This is a genomic window from Ruegeria sp. CRTD044, from assembly GCF_059613485.1.
In genome coordinates this window covers 198,767-214,055 of record NZ_JBXWSP010000004.1, presented here as the reverse complement: position 1 = coordinate 214,055, position 15,289 = coordinate 198,767, and the positions used below count along the sequence as shown (strand labels likewise).

12 protein-coding genes are annotated in these 15,289 nt (G+C 65.1%); 6 read left to right on the top strand and 6 right to left on the bottom strand.

Going from position 1 to position 15,289, the window contains the following annotated elements; all coding sequences use genetic code 11:
* Positions 1-4: 4 nt before the first annotated feature.
* Positions 5-1,240 carry an MFS transporter gene (locus tag AC2FNL_RS03920; RefSeq protein WP_496832533.1) on the top strand — a complete coding sequence of 412 codons (1,236 nt, stop codon included), beginning with the start codon at positions 5-7 and terminating at the stop codon, positions 1,238-1,240.
* Here the strand turns inward: AC2FNL_RS03920 and AC2FNL_RS03915 are convergent.
* Positions 1,237-2,040, bottom strand: coding sequence for an ABC transporter permease (locus tag AC2FNL_RS03915; protein WP_170337564.1), 804 nt, complete (start codon positions 2,038-2,040; stop codon positions 1,237-1,239). The two genes, AC2FNL_RS03920 and AC2FNL_RS03915, sit on opposite strands and share 4 nt — an antisense overlap.
* A 126-nt stretch (positions 2,041-2,166) precedes the next feature.
* Between AC2FNL_RS03915 and AC2FNL_RS03910 the strand changes: the two genes are divergently transcribed.
* Complete coding sequence (locus AC2FNL_RS03910) at positions 2,167-2,745, top strand: GcrA family cell cycle regulator (RefSeq protein ID WP_093962717.1); 579 nt, start codon at positions 2,167-2,169, stop codon at positions 2,743-2,745.
* A gap of 5 nt (positions 2,746-2,750) precedes the next feature.
* Complete coding sequence (locus AC2FNL_RS03905) at positions 2,751-3,395, top strand: NUDIX hydrolase (protein WP_496832530.1); 645 nt, start codon at positions 2,751-2,753, stop codon at positions 3,393-3,395.
* 3 nt (positions 3,396-3,398) lie between these two features.
* Here AC2FNL_RS03905 and AC2FNL_RS03900 read toward each other — a convergent pair whose 3' ends face one another.
* Positions 3,399-4,478, bottom strand: coding sequence for a T6SS phospholipase effector Tle1-like catalytic domain-containing protein (locus AC2FNL_RS03900; protein WP_496832528.1), 1,080 nt, complete (start codon positions 4,476-4,478; stop codon positions 3,399-3,401).
* Complete coding sequence (locus AC2FNL_RS03895) at positions 4,456-6,747, bottom strand: xanthine dehydrogenase family protein molybdopterin-binding subunit (RefSeq protein ID WP_496832526.1); 2,292 nt, start codon at positions 6,745-6,747, stop codon at positions 4,456-4,458. The genes AC2FNL_RS03900 and AC2FNL_RS03895 overlap by 23 nt, the downstream gene beginning before the upstream one ends.
* Positions 6,748-6,892: 145 nt before the next feature.
* On the opposite strand from AC2FNL_RS03895, the gene AC2FNL_RS03890 reads away from it, so the two are divergent.
* Together AC2FNL_RS03890 and AC2FNL_RS03885 are read left to right on the top strand one after the other, a co-directional pair.
* Positions 6,893-10,054: a valine--tRNA ligase gene (locus tag AC2FNL_RS03890; RefSeq protein ID WP_496832524.1), complete on the top strand. Its 3,162-nt coding sequence runs from the start codon at positions 6,893-6,895 to the stop codon at positions 10,052-10,054.
* A 128-nt stretch (positions 10,055-10,182) separates the two neighbouring features.
* On the top strand, positions 10,183-11,349 hold the full coding sequence (locus AC2FNL_RS03885; protein ID WP_496832522.1) for a benzoate/H(+) symporter BenE family transporter: 1,167 nt from the start codon (positions 10,183-10,185) through the stop codon (positions 11,347-11,349).
* A gap of 27 nt (positions 11,350-11,376) precedes the next feature.
* Here AC2FNL_RS03885 and AC2FNL_RS03880 read toward each other — a convergent pair whose 3' ends face one another.
* Positions 11,377-12,159 carry a crotonase/enoyl-CoA hydratase family protein gene (locus AC2FNL_RS03880; RefSeq protein ID WP_496832520.1) on the bottom strand — a complete coding sequence of 261 codons (783 nt, stop codon included), beginning with the start codon at positions 12,157-12,159 and terminating at the stop codon, positions 11,377-11,379.
* 144 nt (positions 12,160-12,303) lie between these two features.
* Between AC2FNL_RS03880 and AC2FNL_RS03875 the strand changes: the two genes are divergently transcribed.
* Positions 12,304-13,413 carry a pyridoxal phosphate-dependent aminotransferase gene (locus tag AC2FNL_RS03875; protein WP_496832518.1) on the top strand — a complete coding sequence of 370 codons (1,110 nt, stop codon included), beginning with the start codon at positions 12,304-12,306 and terminating at the stop codon, positions 13,411-13,413.
* Here the strand turns inward: AC2FNL_RS03875 and AC2FNL_RS03870 are convergent.
* Complete coding sequence (locus AC2FNL_RS03870; RefSeq protein WP_496832516.1) at positions 13,410-14,600, bottom strand: pyridoxal-phosphate-dependent aminotransferase family protein; 1,191 nt, start codon at positions 14,598-14,600, stop codon at positions 13,410-13,412. The genes AC2FNL_RS03875 and AC2FNL_RS03870 overlap by 4 nt on opposite strands.
* A 52-nt stretch (positions 14,601-14,652) precedes the next feature.
* On the bottom strand, positions 14,653-15,288 hold the full coding sequence (locus AC2FNL_RS03865; RefSeq protein WP_496832514.1) for a bifunctional 4-hydroxy-2-oxoglutarate aldolase/2-dehydro-3-deoxy-phosphogluconate aldolase: 636 nt from the start codon (positions 15,286-15,288) through the stop codon (positions 14,653-14,655).
* Position 15,289 lies beyond the last annotated feature (1 nt).

Sequence of the window (15,289 nt, the reverse complement as noted above, 5' to 3'; positions counted from 1 at the left end):
CCCGATGCACGAACGCCGAATCCCGGAATGGGTCCGTCATGCGCCCGCGCCCTCCGTTCGCAAGTTCGGAGTACTAGCCGGGTTCGAGGCTGTCGTTCGCGGCATCCTGATTTCCGTATTCCCCTTGGTGATGTACCGCGCCATGGGCGACGCCGGGTCCGTCTCGCTCGTTTACTTTCTGGTCGGCCTCGTTTCGTTATTGGCCGGACTGATGGTGCCGTTCCTGATCCGATATGTCCCGCGGCGATGGGCTTACACCGCTGGCTGCGTTATGTTCATCACCGGCGCTCTGCTGGCCATCGACGGCAGCCCCAAGGCCGTGATCGGCGCACTTGCGCTGAACACCGTGGCCGCGGTGGTGACTTTCATCTGCTTCAACGCCTACGTTTTGGACTACATCAGCAAGATCGAGCTCGGCCGCTGCGAAACGAGCCGGATGTTCTACAGCGCGCTGGGTTGGACAGCGGGGCCGATGGCAGGCGTGATGCTGATGGAATTATGGGCCCCTGCCCCTTTCGTCATCAGCGCGGCCGCCGCCACTGGGATGCTGATCATGTTCTGGGCCATGCGTCTGGGCAACGGCAAACTGATTACCAAGGCCAGAGGTGCGACGAAGAATCCGCTGTCATTTCTGCGACGGTTCTTTGCCCAACCGCGGCTGGTGGCCGGGTATCTGTTTGCCATGATCCGGTCCTGTGGCTGGTGGATCTATGTGGTCTACCTTCCGATTTTCGCCATCGAAAACGGGTTGGGTGAGCAATTGGGCGGCACGCTTTTGTCCGCCACGAACGCCATGCTGTTTGCTGCCCCCCTGATTCTGCGCTGGGTCCAGAACCGGTCACTGCGCAGCGCCGTGCGAACAGGCTTTGCCGCCTGCGCCACATGTTTTCTGTTGGCTGCATTTCTCTCGGGCTGGCCGGTGGCATCGGTCGTCGCACTGGTCATGGGGTCAATCTGGTTGATCGTGCTGGACATTTGTGCCGGTCTGCCATTCCTGATGGCGGTGAAGCCGTCCGAGCGGACAGAGATGTCTGCAATCTATTCCAGCTATCGCGATGTTTCGGGAATTCTGACACCGGGCGTTGCCGCCTTGGTGTTGCTGGCGACACCGGTGGCTGGTGTTTTTGCGGCAGGTGGGCTTGCAATGCTGGGAGCCTGGTCCGTGGCCGCACGACTGCACCCGCGGCTGGGACGCCCTCGCGTACCGCTGCAGCCCGGTTCGTTGTCCGAAGCAGCCTAGGCCTTCAGACGGTAACCGGTCCGCAGCATTTGCCAGATGACGGCGCAGATCAGCAGGGTCGACAGCAAACAGACGGCCATCCCCAACATCGGGTTGCTGTCCGACACACCGATCATGCCGTATCGCAATCCGTCGATCAGGTAGAAAACGGGGTTCACGTGACTGATCCTGTTCAGCAACGGCGGCAACGCGTCGACCGAGTAGAAGGTGCCGGACAGAAACGCCAGCGGGGTAACGATGAAGTTGGTGATTGCGGCCATCTGATCGAACTTGTTGGCAAAAACCCCTGCCAGCAGGCCCAGCGCGCCCATGAACGCACCCCCAAGAATGACAAAAACCAAGGCCAGCACGGGATGCTGCGGCATCAGCCCCAAGCCAAGCGCCAGCGCAGCGGCCAGCATCAACGCGATCAGCACACCCCGTGCGATGCCGCCCGCCAGATAGCCCAGCAAGATCTCGAGTGGGGACAACGGCGGCATCAGCGTGTCCACGATGTTGCCCTGCACTTTCGAGATCACCATCGAGGACGAAGTGTTGGCAAAGGCGTTCTGAATCACCGTCATCATCATGATCCCGGGCGCCAGGAATGTCAGGAAGGGCACGCCCATCACATCCGGTCGCCCTGGGCCGACGGCGATGTTGAAGATCAGCAGGAACAGGCCCGCCGTAACCAGAGGCGCCAGCAGGGTCTGCGTCCAGACCGCCAGAAAGCGCAGGGTTTCGCGCTGGGCCAGTGTCCACAGCCCCATCCAGTTGACCGCTCCGAAACGGCGCATGTCCTGATCCGCGAGATTCTGCATTCCTGCCCCCAATCTGATTCGATGACCGCTTGTAACTCGGCCCGCAGTGATTAGAATAGGGCGCTGAGACGAATTCCGAAGGCGGCCCGTGACCGAGGCCGCTTTCCCGCTTTTGAAAGGCTACCCATGTCCTGGACAGACGAGCGCGTAGAACTGCTCAAGAAAATGTGGGGCGAAGGCCAGTCGGCCAGCCAGATCGCCAAGGAACTGGGCGGGGTCACCCGCAATGCGGTGATCGGCAAGGTCCATCGCCTGGGCCTGTCGAACCGGACCACCGGCGCCGCTCCGGCCAAGGCCGAGCCCAAGGAAAAACCGGCCCCCGCACCCAAGGCCGAGGCCAAGCCCAAACCCGCCCCCAAGACAGAACCGGCCCGCCCTGCAGCAGCCGCACCGGCCGCCGAGGCAAAGCCGGCCACGCCGCCGCGCCGCCAGATCATTCCGGCTGGCCAGCCGCTGCCGCCGCAGCCTTCGGCCAATGAGATTAGCCCCGAGGCGCTGGCCAAGGTCAACGAGGTCGAGAAGAAGGCCAAGAAGCTGACCCTGATGGAACTGACCGAGAAGACCTGCAAATGGCCCGTGGGCGATCCGGCCACGGATGATTTCTGGTTCTGCGGTCTGCCGGCCGAGCCGGGCAAACCCTATTGCGAGGCGCATGTGGGCGTCGCCTTCCAACCCATGAGCTCGCGCCGCGACCGGCGTCGCTGAGGCCCATGCGCCAGGATCCGACAGCGATGGAGGATACCTGGCTGGCCCGGGCCAAACGGCTTTTGGCGCTGGCCGAAACCGGCCAGCATTTCACCACCGATCCGTTCGACCGCGAACGCTATGACGAGATCGTCGGAATGGCCCGCGCGATGCTGTCCGATCTGGGTCGGGTGCCTTTGTCACAGATCGAAATGACGATGCCTGCCCATACGGGCGGATACGCAACACCCAGCATCGACATCCGCGCCGCCGTAATTCGCAACGGCGGTATCCTGCTGGTACGGGAACGCAGCGACGGGTTGTGGGCGATGCCTGGCGGTTTTGCCGATATCGGCAGCTCTCCGGCGGAGAACATCGAACGCGAAGTCTTGGAGGAAGCCGGTCTGCGTGTCACGGCGCAGACACTCTATTCCGTACGCCACAAGGCACAGCATCCCTACCCGGCAGATCCACGGGACTTCTACAAACTGTTCTTCCTGTGTAGCTCTCTGGATGCCGCCACCCCGACCCCGGGCACCGAAACCAGTGAAGCGGTGTTTTTCGCCCCGGATGCGTTGCCGGACCTGTCCCTGACACGCAATCTGGAAAAAGACATCCACGATGCGTTTCAAGCGAACGCCAAGTCACCCAGCCCGGCGATGTTTGACTGACCGTTACTGCGCCGGATGTGAATGCGGCCCTGCCGGCAAATGAACCCATTTGGGCAGTTCGCTGGGCGAAACCGAGACATGCAGGCGTTCGGACGGGTCCTGACCTACGGTGCGATGCTTGCGTAGCAGGAAGATCTTGCCCCAACCCCGCCACGTCCCGACTGATGGCGCATGCGGATCAGTGGGAAAGCGGGTGCGCCAATCTTCAGGCAGCGGCAGACCATGCAACTCGGCCTTGTCGAGTATCCACACCAGCGAAATATTGGCCAGCGGTCGCGCGGGCTCGAATCCGCTGAGTTGCCCCCCGACGTCACCATGCGTGCCGCGGAACCAGACCTGTTCGCAATGGCCGCGGAAATCCGCTGGGGTCGCCCAAAGGACTGGCGTGAAGACCTCTCGCGTTTCATCCAGCGCCAGCGCATGATACCCGTGCCGGGCGGACGGCCCAAGGTGGTGGTTGTGAAATGAATGCCGCTCTTCGGCCATGCGCCACAGTAATGGCAGGCGCAGTCCCAATGCCTTTACAGTGTCCCAGACGCCGATCATCTCAACTTCGACGCCTTCGTGGCAGAAGTTCCGGCGAAAGTCCTGTGCGGCCTGCCCGCCCGGATTGCACTCATAATGTCGGTAGGCCTGCTTGATGTTGCGCTCGGTGGCATGCTCGGCACGCAACAGCCCGATCATATCGATGACGCCGGCAAGGCTGCGTACACCATAAGCGCCGCGGGAATAGCCGATGAAGTAGATCCGATCGCCGGGCTTGTACCGCGAGGCAAGGTAGCCGTAGGCCCTGCGGATCTGGCGGTTGATCCCCCGCCCCATCATCACATCCAGCGTGGATTTCCAGCTCTCCCATTGCACGCCCGCTTCATAGAAGACCGAGACCTGATTGCCCATTTCACAGCACAACCGAAAGGTTTGGCCAGCATGGGTCTCGAAGCCGGGCTCCAGGGTAGACATCGTTCCGTCCAGGATGATGACATGACTGATGGGTTCGCGGTGGCGCGTTTCGGCAGAATGCTCCGACCGCAGGGGGCGGCCGAGCCATCCAAGTATCTTTTTACCGAACCGCGACAGTACCATTCGACAACAATTCCCAAACCTTGACCGGAGTGAACGGCATGTCCGCCTGCCGCACCCCATGATCCCAGAGCGCATCCTGCACCGCATTTGCAACCGCGGCCAATGCGCCAACGGTGCCTGCCTCGCCGCATCCTTTCATTCCCATGGGGTTGGCGGTCGACGGAACCGGCGCCGAGGTAAACCTAATCATGGGTATGTCAGCGGCGCGCGGCAAGGCGTAATCCATGAACGTTGCCGTGAGCAACTGCCCCTCACCATCATGCACCACGTGCTCGCACAGCGCCTGGCCGATACCCTGAGCCACCCCGCCATGCACCTGCCCTTCGGCCAGCATGGGGTTGATGAGATTGCCGAAATCATCGACGACCGTATAGCGGTCGACCGTCGTCGTGCCGGTTTCCGGGTCGATCACGATCTCGGCAACATGGGCGCCGTTGGGATAGCTGCGCGCCTCAAGCCGCGTGCGGGCCTCGTGCTGCAGCAGGTCGGTGCGGGCATCCGCGCGGGCCATCTCGGCCGCTTCGATCAGCGTGGGCGTCAGGTTCGACCCCGGCGCGCGAAAGGTTTCATGGTCGAAGGTCACATTACTTTCCTCGACCCCCATTTTATCCGCCAGATAGGGCGTGAATGCGGCAATCATCTGGTCAATCGTGACCAGCGTCGCCGCGCTTTGTACCGTGACCGAGCGCGACCCGCCGGTACCGCCGCCCTGCGCCAGACGGTCGCTGTCACCCTGTACGACACGGATCCGGTCGGCCGGAATTCCCGTCTGGTCCGACAGGAACTGGGCATAGACCGTCTCATGCCCCTGCCCGTTCGATTGCGTCCCAACATAAAGGTTCACGGTGCCATCCTGACCGAATTCGATTTTTGCGCCTTCGGAAGGGTCGCCCAGAATGCTTTCGATATAGTAACAAAGCCCCTGCCCCCGGATCAGGCCGCGTTCGGCGTCGGCGGCCTTGCGCGCGGCGAAACCATCGGTCTGTTCGGCGGCGCGGGACAGGACCATTCCGAAATCGCCCACGTCATAGGTTTCACCGGTCGCCGAGACATAGGGAAAGGCCTCGGGCCGGATGAAGTTGCGGCGGCGCAGCTCCCACGGGTCGACGCCCAGCTCGCGCGCGGCGCGGTCCATCGCGCGTTCCAGCACATATATCGCCTCGGGGCGGCCGGCACCGCGATAGGCATCGACCTGAGTGGTGTTGGTATAAAACCCCTCGACCCGCAGATAGGTTTTCTGCACGTCATAGACGCCGGGCAGCACGCATTTGAACAGTTTGGTCTGGATCGCCTGGCCGAAATGGCTGTTGTAGGCGCCCAGGTTGCAGCGGCTGTGGACCCGGTAGGCGGTGATGCGAAGATCCTCGTCAAAGGCCAGTTCGGCCAGCGAGGTCAGGTCGCGCCCGTGGTGGTCGGACAGCATCGCCTCGGTCCGGTCCGATATCCAGTGCACGGGCTGGCCCAGTTGCATCGCCGCCACCGCGACCGAGAAATACTCGGGATACGGCATCGCCTTCATGCCGAACCCGCCGCCCACATCGGGCGTGGTGACATGGACGGCCTGCGGATCCAGCCGCAGCTTGTCGGCCAGCTGCGCCTTCATCCCCCAGACACCCTGACCGCCATAGCTGAAATGCAGCCGCCCATCGGACCAGACCGCATTGCAGCCGCGCGGCTCGATCGAGTTCACGATCACCCGGTTGTCGGCCAACTGCAGCGACACGACATGGGCGGCGGCGTCAAAGGCGGCCCGGGTCGCGGCCTCGTCGCCCACGGCCCAGTCAAAGGCGCGGTTGTCGGGGGCCTCGGAGTGCAGCGGCTCGCCACCCGGCGCAAGGTCCAGCTTGGCGGGGCGGTCGGCGGTGTCCATCCAGATCAGCTCGGCGGCGTCACGGGCCTGCGCCAGGGTCTCTGCCACGACCATCGCCACCGGCTCGCCGACGAAGCGCACCCGGTCGCGGGCCAGCATGTGGCGCGGGGGATTGGCGGCGCGGGTGCCGTCGCGGTTGACAAGGATCGTGGCGCTCAGCACCGGGTCGATTCCGGCGGCGATCAGGTCATCGATGGTCAGCACCAGCCGCACGCCGGGCGCGGCGCGGGCAGCGTTGAGGTCCAGCCCGGTGATGTCTCCATGCGCCACCGGGCTGCGAAAGAACACCGCATGCAGCGCGCCGGGTGGCACCGTATCGTCCATGTAGCGCCCATGCCCGGTCAGGAACCGCTGATCCTCGGTCCGGGTGACCGGTTGGCTCTTGCCGAACTTTTCCATGACGCGCCCCTTTCACTGCCTCAGACCGCGACCCTAGCCTTGATGCGGCGGATGTCCAGTGCGCGGGGTGCTTGGCCCTTTCCCTTCCCGCCGCCATTCGCTATTGCAGGCGCTGACCCAAGATCGATGACGCAGGACGCACCCGATGGCGATGGACAAGACATTCAACGCGGCCGAGGCCGAGGCCCGGATCTACAAGGCCTGGGAACAGGCCGGAGCCTTCAAGGCAGGCGCGAACAAGTCGCGCGACGAGAGCTTTTGCATCATGATCCCGCCGCCAAACGTTACCGGCGCGCTGCATGTAGGCCATGCGTTCAACAACACCCTGCAGGACATCCTGACGCGCTGGCACCGGATGCGCGGGTTCGACACGTTGTGGCAGCCTGGGCAGGACCATGCCGGCATCGCCACGCAGATGCAGGTCGAGAAGATGCTCGCCGCCACGCAACAACCCAGCCGGAACGAACTGGGCCGTGAGAAGTTTCTCGAGAAGGTCTGGGAGTGGAAGGGCGAATACGGCGGCACCATCATCGAGCAGCTGAAACGCCTCGGCTCTTCGTGCGACTGGTCGCGCAACGCCTTCACCATGGCCGGTGCGGCCGGCGACCCGCGCACGGGCCACGAAAACAGCCCCAACTTCCATGACGCGGTCATCAAGGTCTTTGTCGACATGTACGACAAGGGCCTGATCTACCGCGGCAAGCGGCTGGTCAACTGGGACCCGCATTTCGAGACCGCGATTTCGGACCTCGAGGTCGAGAATATCGAGGTCGCCGGCCATATGTGGCACTTCAAGTACCCGCTGGCCGGGGGCGAGACTTACACCTACGTCGAAAAGGACGAGGACGGGAACGTCATCCTCGAGGAAGAGCGCGACTACATCTCGATCGCCACGACCCGCCCCGAAACCATGCTGGGCGACGGCGCGGTTGCGGTGCACCCGTCGGACGAACGCTATGCGCCCATCGTCGGCAAGCTGTGCGAAATCCCGGTGGGCCCGAAAGAGCATCGCCGCCAGATCCCGATCATCACCGACGAATACCCCGACCCGAATTTTGGCTCGGGCGCGGTGAAGATCACCGGCGCGCATGACTTCAACGATTACCAAGTGGCCAAGCGCGGCAAGATCCCGATGTACCGCCTGATGGACACGCGCGGCCACATGCGGGCCGACGGCGCGCCCTACGCAGACGAAGCCGCCAAGGCCCAGGAATATGCCCGCGGGCGCGAATTCACCGAGAACGAGATCGACGCGATCAACCTGGTGCCCGACCATCTGCGCGGCCTGGACCGGTTCGAGGCGCGCGCCAAGGTGGTCGAAGAGATCACCGCCGAAGGCCTGGCCGTGATGACCCGCGCGGATGACCCGCGCCTGGGATCGACCGCGCTGAAACCCGATGCCGAGGGCGCCGACGCGCTGGTGCCGCTGGTCGAGAGCAAACCGATCATGCAGCCCTTCGGCGACCGCTCGAAGGTAGTGATCGAACCGATGCTGACCGACCAGTGGTTCGTCGAGACGTCAAAGATCGTGGGTCCCGCGCTGGACGCGGTACGCGATGGCCGGGTCAAGATCATCCCGGAATCGGGTGAAAAGACCTATTACCACTGGCTGGAAAACATCGAGCCCTGGTGCATCAGCCGCCAGCTGTGGTGGGGCCATCAGATTCCGGTCTGGTACGGGCTGGACCTGTCCGCCGAGGATTTCAAGGATGACGAAAACGACGGCGAGCTGGACCTGGTCGAACTGGGCCGGCTGCTGAACGAAGGCGGCATGCTGCACCGGGGCGCGGTCATGGAGTGCGCCGCCAGCTTCGAGGACGTCACCGGGAAGTTCCTGGATGACAATGCCGACATTCCCAGCCCGCTCAGCCACGCCACGGTTATCGAGGTGGCCGACAAGCACGAGGCGATCCACCGGTTCGCCGAAAGCCTGGCACAATACGCCATCGACCGCGACCCGACCAAGCTGGTCTATCCAGTCTGGCGTGACCCGGATGTGCTGGACACCTGGTTCTCGTCCGGCCTGTGGCCCATCGGCACGCTGGGCTGGCCCGAACAGACCGAGGAGTTGCAGCGCTACTTCCCCACCGATGTCCTGATCACCGGGTTCGACATCCTGTTCTTCTGGATCGCCCGGATGATGATGATGCAGCTGGCCGTGGTGAACGAAATCCCATTCCACACCGTCTATCTGCACCAGCTCGTCCGCGACGAGAAGGGCAAGAAGATGTCCAAGACCACCGGCAACGTCATCGACCCGCTGGAAATCGTGGACGAGTTCGGCGCCGACGCGCTGCGCTTTACCAACGCCTCGATGGCGGCGATCGGCGGCGTGCTGAAACTGTCGCGCGAGCGGATCACCGGTTATCGCAACTTTGGCACCAAGCTGTGGAACGCCGTCCGCTTTGCCGAAATGAACGAGGTCTTCACCGACGCCGTCCCGCAACTGGACGTGGCCGACCTGCAGCCCAAGGCCGCCGTGAACCGCTGGATCATCGGCGAAACCGCCCGCGTGCGCGAAGAGGTCGACGCGGCGCTGGAGAGCTATCGCTTCAATGACGCGGCCAATGCGCTTTATGCCTTCGTCTGGGGCAAGGTCTGTGACTGGTACGTGGAACTGTCCAAACCGCTGCTGCAGGGCGACGATGCCGAGGCCCAGGCCGAGACCCGCGCCACCATGCGCTGGGTTCTGGACCAGTGCCTGATCCTGCTGCACCCGATCATGCCCTTCATCACCGAAGAGCTGTGGGGCCTAACCGGCACCCGCGCCAAGATGCTGGTGCATGCCGACTGGCCAACCTATGCCGCCGCCGATCTGGTCGATGCCGACGCGGACCGCGAAATGAACTGGGTGATCTCGGTGATCGAGAACACCCGCTCGGCCCGCGCCCAGATGCGCGTTCCGGCGGGCCTGTACGTGCCGATGCTGGTGACCGAGATCGACGCCCACGGCCAGGCCGCCTGGGACCGGAACGAGGCACTGATCAAGCGGCTGGCGCGGATTGACAGCCTGACCAAGACCGACACGCTGCCCAAGGGCACGATCTCGATCGCGGCGCCCGGCGCGTCCTTTGGCCTGCCGCTGGCCGACATCATCGACATCGGCGCCGAAAAGGAACGGCTGGAAAAAGCCAAGGGCAAACTGGCCAAGGAACTGGGCGGTCTGCGCGGGCGTCTCAACAACCCCAAATTCGTGGCCTCGGCCCCGGAAGAGGTGGTGGAAGAGGCCAAGGCAAACCTCGCCGCCCGTGAAGAGGAAGAGGCCCGCATCAACGAGGCGCTGGCCCGACTGGCCGAGATCGCCTGATCCGTCAGCCCCTCGCACACGCTTGACGAAACCCCGCCGCGCACGCCCGGCGGGGTTTTTTGCACCCGGCCCTGTTCACCGGGCCAAACGGTTGCTAGCAATCTCGGGACCAATCCACCGAGGCCCCCATGTCCAGACCCTTTCCGCCGATGCAGACCGTTTCAACCGGGCTGGTCGTGGCCGTAGTCGGCTTTTTCAGCTCGTTTCCGATTGTCCTGCAGGGGCTGGACGCCATGGGCGCCTCGGGGCCGCAGGCGGCATCGGGGCTGATGATGGCCGCCCTTGCCATGGGGCTGGCGGCGATCGTGCTCAGCCTGTGGTACCGCCAACCGATCAGCGTGGCCTGGTCCACGCCCGGCGCGGCGCTGCTGGCGGTTTCGGCCGCGCCGGCTGCGGGATTCTCGGGTGCCATCGGCGCGTTCCTGTTTGCGGGTGCGCTGACCGTGCTGGCCGGTATGTGGCGCCCGCTGGGGCGGTTGGCGGCGGCGATTCCCACCACGCTGGCACAGGCGATGCTGGGCGGAGTGCTGCTGCCGCTGTGCATCATCCCGTTTCAGGCCGCGGTCGAGATCCCCTGGCAGGCCCTGCCGGTGATCCTGACCTGGTTCATCGCCGGACGTGTACACAGACTGCTGGCCGTCCCCGCCGCCGTGCTGGCCGCCGCGCTGGTCGTCGTTCTGTTCTCTGACGGCCCGTCGGTCCGCCCCGACCACCTGCTGGCCGCGCCGGTCTGGACCACTCCCACCTTTTCGGTGCCGTCGATGATCGGCATCGGGGTGCCGCTGTTCGTGGTCACGATGGCCACTCAGAACATCCCTGGCATCGCGGTCATGCGCAGCTTTGGCTATGCCCCGATCGCAGGACGGCTGTTCTCGGCCGTGGGCGGGGCCAGCATCCTGTCGGCCCCCTTCGGCGCGCCGGCGACCTGCCTCGCGGCCATCACCGCCGCCATGTGCTCGAACGAGGACAGCCACCCCGACCGGGATCAGCGCTATTGGTCTGCGGTCATGGCCGGGGTGTTCTATTGCCTGTTCGGGGTGTTCGCCGTGGCCATCACCGGGTTTGCCGCCCATGCCGATCCGATGCTGATGGGCACGTTGACCGGTGTGGCGCTGATCGGGGTCATGGCCAATGCCACCTTCGCCGCTCTCGAGGTTCCGGCCGAGCGCGAAGCCGCGATCCTGACCTTTGCCATCACCGCCTCGGGCATCACCGTGTTCGGCCTGGGCGCGGCGGTCTGGGGCCTGCTGGCCGGCGGCATCGCCTATGGGGTGACGACGCGCCTGCGGGGCTGAGATCGATCTGGCCGCTGCCCGCGAGGTTTACTTGAACTCGGGCTTGCGGCCCTGCATCTGGGCCATCACCACTTCCATCTGGTCGGGTTTGCCGATCAGCTGGACCTGTTCGGCGGACTCTGCCAACAGAACCTCGGCGCGCGACTTGGATTCGGCCACCTCAATCAGACGTTTCGCGGCGCGGATGGCCGAGGGGCTCTTGCCCGCAATATCCTCGGCCAGTGCGATGGCTTCGGTCAGCGGATCATCCGACAGGCTGGTGACCAACCCCCAGTCGGCGGCCTGGGCGGCACCGATGGGCCGCGCGGTATAGGTCAACATGCGCAGCACGTCGGACCGCACCAGTTTCGGCAACAGGACCATGCCGCCCATGTCGGGGATGATGCCCCATTTCATCTCCATCACGGCCAGCTTGGCGTCGGGATTGGCAATGCGGATATCGGCGCCCAGCGCGATCTGCAGGCCACCGCCATAGGCCACGCCCTGAATGGCGCAGATCACCGGCACCTGCACGCGGCGCCAGATCAGCGCCAGTTCCTGCATCTCATTCGCGTCGTCATGGCTGCGGGTCATTAGCCACTCGGTCGGGTCCTTGTGCGCCATGGCCGCGAAACTGGCCATGTCGAGCCCCGCGCAGAAGCTTTTGCCCTCGCCCGACAGCACCACGGCACGGGCGTCCGAGGCGGCGACCTCTTGCCCCGCCGCCAGGATCGCCTTGATCATCGCATCGTCCAGCGCGTTCATCTTGTCGCCGCGGGTCAGGGTGACATGGGCGATGTGGTTCCTGTATTCGACTGATACGCGCGCCATCTGGGCCTCCGGGTTTGATGTTTCGGGCAAACAATGCCCCGAAACCCGCAGCCGACGCCAGCCCGACGTGAGGGCAGATCGGTGCGGACGCCCCGGCCCCATGCAAGGCTTGCCCCGGCCATGCCCTTGGGATTATCTGCGCCCATGACCGGACCCAGATACACCCCGCTTACCCAATCCCTGCCCGCAACCGTGCCCTTCGTCGGCCCCGAGACGCAGGAGCGCCAGCGCGGCGCGCCCTTCGTGGCCCGGCTGGGCGCAAACGAGAGCGTGTTCGGCCCCTCGCCCCGCGCGATCGAGGCGATGCGGCAGGCCGCTGACGGCATCTGGATGTATGGCGACCCCGAGAACCACGATCTGCGCCATGCGCTGGCCGATCATCACGGGATCAGCCCCGACAACATCGTGGTCGGCGAAGGCATCGACGGGCTGCTGGGCTACCTGGTGCGCCTGATGGTCGGTCCGGGCGATGCGGTCGTGACCTCGGACGGGGCCTATCCCACCTTCAACTACCACGTCGCGGGCTATGGCGGGGCGGTCCACAAGGTGCCTTATACCAACGATCTCGAGGACCCGGCCGCCCTGTTCGCCAAGGCGGCCGAGGTCGGGGCCAAGCTGGTCTATCTGGCCAATCCGGACAACCCGATGGGCAGCTGGCATCGCGGCGCGGACATCGTCGCGGCGCTGGACGCCCTGCCGGACGGCTGTTTGCTGGTTTTGGACGAGGCTTACGTGGAATGTGCACCCGACGGCACCGCTGCGCCGGTCGCGGCGGATGATCCGCGCGTGATCCGGATGCGCACCTTTTCCAAGGTTTACGGCATGGCCGGCGCGCGGGTCGGCTATGCGATCGGAGCGCCCGAGCTGATCTCGGCCTTCAACAAGGTGCGCAACCATTTCGGCATGAACCGCATGGCGCAAGCCGGGGCGCTGGCCGCCCTGCTCGATAAGGACTGGCTTGCGCAGGTACAGACACAGATCGCCTCGGCCCGCGACCGGATCGGCGCGATTGCGCGTGACAACGGGCTGAGCCCGCTGCCCTCGGCCACCAATTTCGTGGCGATCAACTGTGGGCGCGACGGGGCGTTTGCCAAGGCGGTGCTGGAGGCGCTGGTGGCGCAGGGGATCTTCGTGCGGATGCCCTTTGCAGCCCCGCAGAACCGCTGCATCCGTGTCAGTTGCGGCACCGAAGCCGACCTGAACGCCTTTGCCGCCGCCCTGCCGCAGGCGCTGGCGGCAGCACGCAGCGCTTAACCCGCCAGAACCGCCGCCGCAGCCTCGAGCGCGCCGGACCCGCGCGGGATCTCCAACGCGGCCATGGCGGTTTCGATGCCGCCCAGCAGACCCATGACCATGTGCCCGTTCAGATGGCCCATGTGGCCCAGCCGGAAGCACGACTCCTCGTCCGCCATGCCCAGCCCGATGCCAAGGGTCAGGCCCAGGTGCCGCTCGGTATAGCTGCGCAGGGGAGTGCCGCGACCTCCGGTTAGACGCAGGGCGGTGACGGCATGGCTGCGATGCGCGCGATCACCGACGTTCAGGTGCAGCGCCCTGCCCTCGGCCCACTTCTCGCAGGCGGCCCAGACGGCCCGGGCCAGCCGCGCATGGCGGGTCCAGACATGCTCAATCCCCTCGGCATGGATCAAGTCCAGGGCGGCGCGCAGACCATACAGGTGGTGCGTCGGCGCGGTGCCGCCGAAATACTGATAGAACCAGTCGGGCTCTGATCGCGGCAGCCAGTCCCAATAGGCCGAAACCCGCGGCATCGCGGCCCGTTTGGCCTTGGCCCGGTCGTTGAAGAACACGAAGGACATGCCCGCCGGGGTCATCAGCCCCTTCTGGCAGGCGGTGACCATGACATCGACGCCCCAGTCATCCATCTCGAACCGGTCGCAGCCCAGCGAGGCGATGCAATCCGCCATCAGCAATGCCGGGTGGTTCAGATCGTCCAGCAGCGCCCGCAGCGCCGGAATGTCGTTACGGATCGAGCTGGACGTGTCCACATGCACCGCAAGAACCGCCTTGATCCGGTGATCGGCATCAGCCCGCAGGGCCTGCGCGATCCGATCCATGTCCCACGGGTCGGACGGGCCGAAATCGATCAGCTCGACCTTCACGCCCAGACGCTCGGCCATTTCCGCCCAGCCATGGGTGAACCGCCCCGAAGCCGGAGCCAGCACGGTTTCCCCCGGCGCCAGAACGTTGGACAGCGCCGCCTCCCACGCGCCGTGGCCGTTGGCGATGTAGATCGCCACCTCGTGCCGTGTACGGGCCACGCGGCGCAGGTCGGCCGTCAGGTCGGGCATCATCTCGACCAGTTCACCGGCATAGATATTGGGCGACGGGCGGTGCATGGCCTGCAGCACCGCGTCCGGAATCACGGAAGGGCCCGGAATGGCCAGATAATTTCGCCCTTGGGCGAGGGACATATTGTCTGTCATGTGGATCAACCTGCCTGTAATGGCGCCCACCCTAGCGCCCAGTTAGGCGAGGTCAATCCATCAGGGCGGCGGCCTCACGCGCGAGGGTTTCGATCCCCGCCCAGTTACCCTGTGTAACCATCTGTTTCGGCGCAACCCAGCTGCCGCCCGCGCAGATCACGTTGGGCAGGGACAGGTAGTCGCGCGCGTTGGCGGGCGACACACCGCCAGTCGGGCAGAAGGTGATCTGCGGCAGCGGCGCGCCGATCGCCTTGAGCGCAGGCGCCCCGCCCGAGGCTTCGGCCGGGAAGAATTTCAGCATGTCATAGCCCTGCTCAAGCAGGCGCATCGCCTCGGTCGCAGTGGCCGCGCCGGGCAGCAGCGGCAGGCCCTCGGCCTCGCAGGCGGCGATCAGGGCGTCGGTGGCACCGGGCGATACCCCGAATTGCGCGCCCGCCTCTTTTGCGGCGCGGACATCGTCGGGCGTGACCAGCGTGCCGGCCCCCACGACCCCGCCGGGCACCTGCGCCATGGCGCGGATCGCGTCCAGCGCCGCGGGCGTGCGCAAGGTGACCTCGAGCGCGGGCAGACCACCGGCCACCAGTGCCTCGGCCAGCGGGCGGGCATGGGTGGCGTCATCGACGACCAGAACCGGGACGATAGGCGCCAATTCGCAGATCTCGCGGGTGCGTTGGGTTTTTGCGGACATA

Excerpts from the sequence above, each read along its gene's own strand:
- AC2FNL_RS03895 (WP_496832526.1), bottom strand. The coding sequence starts at position 6,747 with ATGGAAAAGTTCGGCAAGAGCCAACCGGTCACCCGGACCGAGGATCAG.
- AC2FNL_RS03920 (WP_496832533.1), top strand. The coding sequence starts at position 5 with ATGCACGAACGCCGAATCCCGGAATGGGTCCGTCATGCGCCCGCGCCC.
- AC2FNL_RS03890 (WP_496832524.1), top strand. The coding sequence starts at position 6,893 with ATGGCGATGGACAAGACATTCAACGCGGCCGAGGCCGAGGCCCGGATC.
- AC2FNL_RS03880 (WP_496832520.1), bottom strand. The coding sequence starts at position 12,159 with ATGGCGCGCGTATCAGTCGAATACAGGAACCACATCGCCCATGTCACC.
- AC2FNL_RS03870 (WP_496832516.1), bottom strand. The coding sequence starts at position 14,600 with ATGACAGACAATATGTCCCTCGCCCAAGGGCGAAATTATCTGGCCATT.
- AC2FNL_RS03900 (WP_496832528.1), bottom strand. The coding sequence starts at position 4,478 with ATGGTACTGTCGCGGTTCGGTAAAAAGATACTTGGATGGCTCGGCCGC.
- AC2FNL_RS03885 (WP_496832522.1), top strand. The coding sequence starts at position 10,183 with ATGTCCAGACCCTTTCCGCCGATGCAGACCGTTTCAACCGGGCTGGTC.
- AC2FNL_RS03875 (WP_496832518.1), top strand. The coding sequence starts at position 12,304 with ATGACCGGACCCAGATACACCCCGCTTACCCAATCCCTGCCCGCAACC.
- AC2FNL_RS03910 (WP_093962717.1), top strand. The coding sequence starts at position 2,167 with ATGTCCTGGACAGACGAGCGCGTAGAACTGCTCAAGAAAATGTGGGGC.
- AC2FNL_RS03865 (WP_496832514.1), bottom strand. The coding sequence starts at position 15,288 with ATGTCCGCAAAAACCCAACGCACCCGCGAGATCTGCGAATTGGCGCCT.
- AC2FNL_RS03915 (WP_170337564.1), bottom strand. The coding sequence starts at position 2,040 with ATGCAGAATCTCGCGGATCAGGACATGCGCCGTTTCGGAGCGGTCAAC.
- AC2FNL_RS03905 (WP_496832530.1), top strand. The coding sequence starts at position 2,751 with ATGCGCCAGGATCCGACAGCGATGGAGGATACCTGGCTGGCCCGGGCC.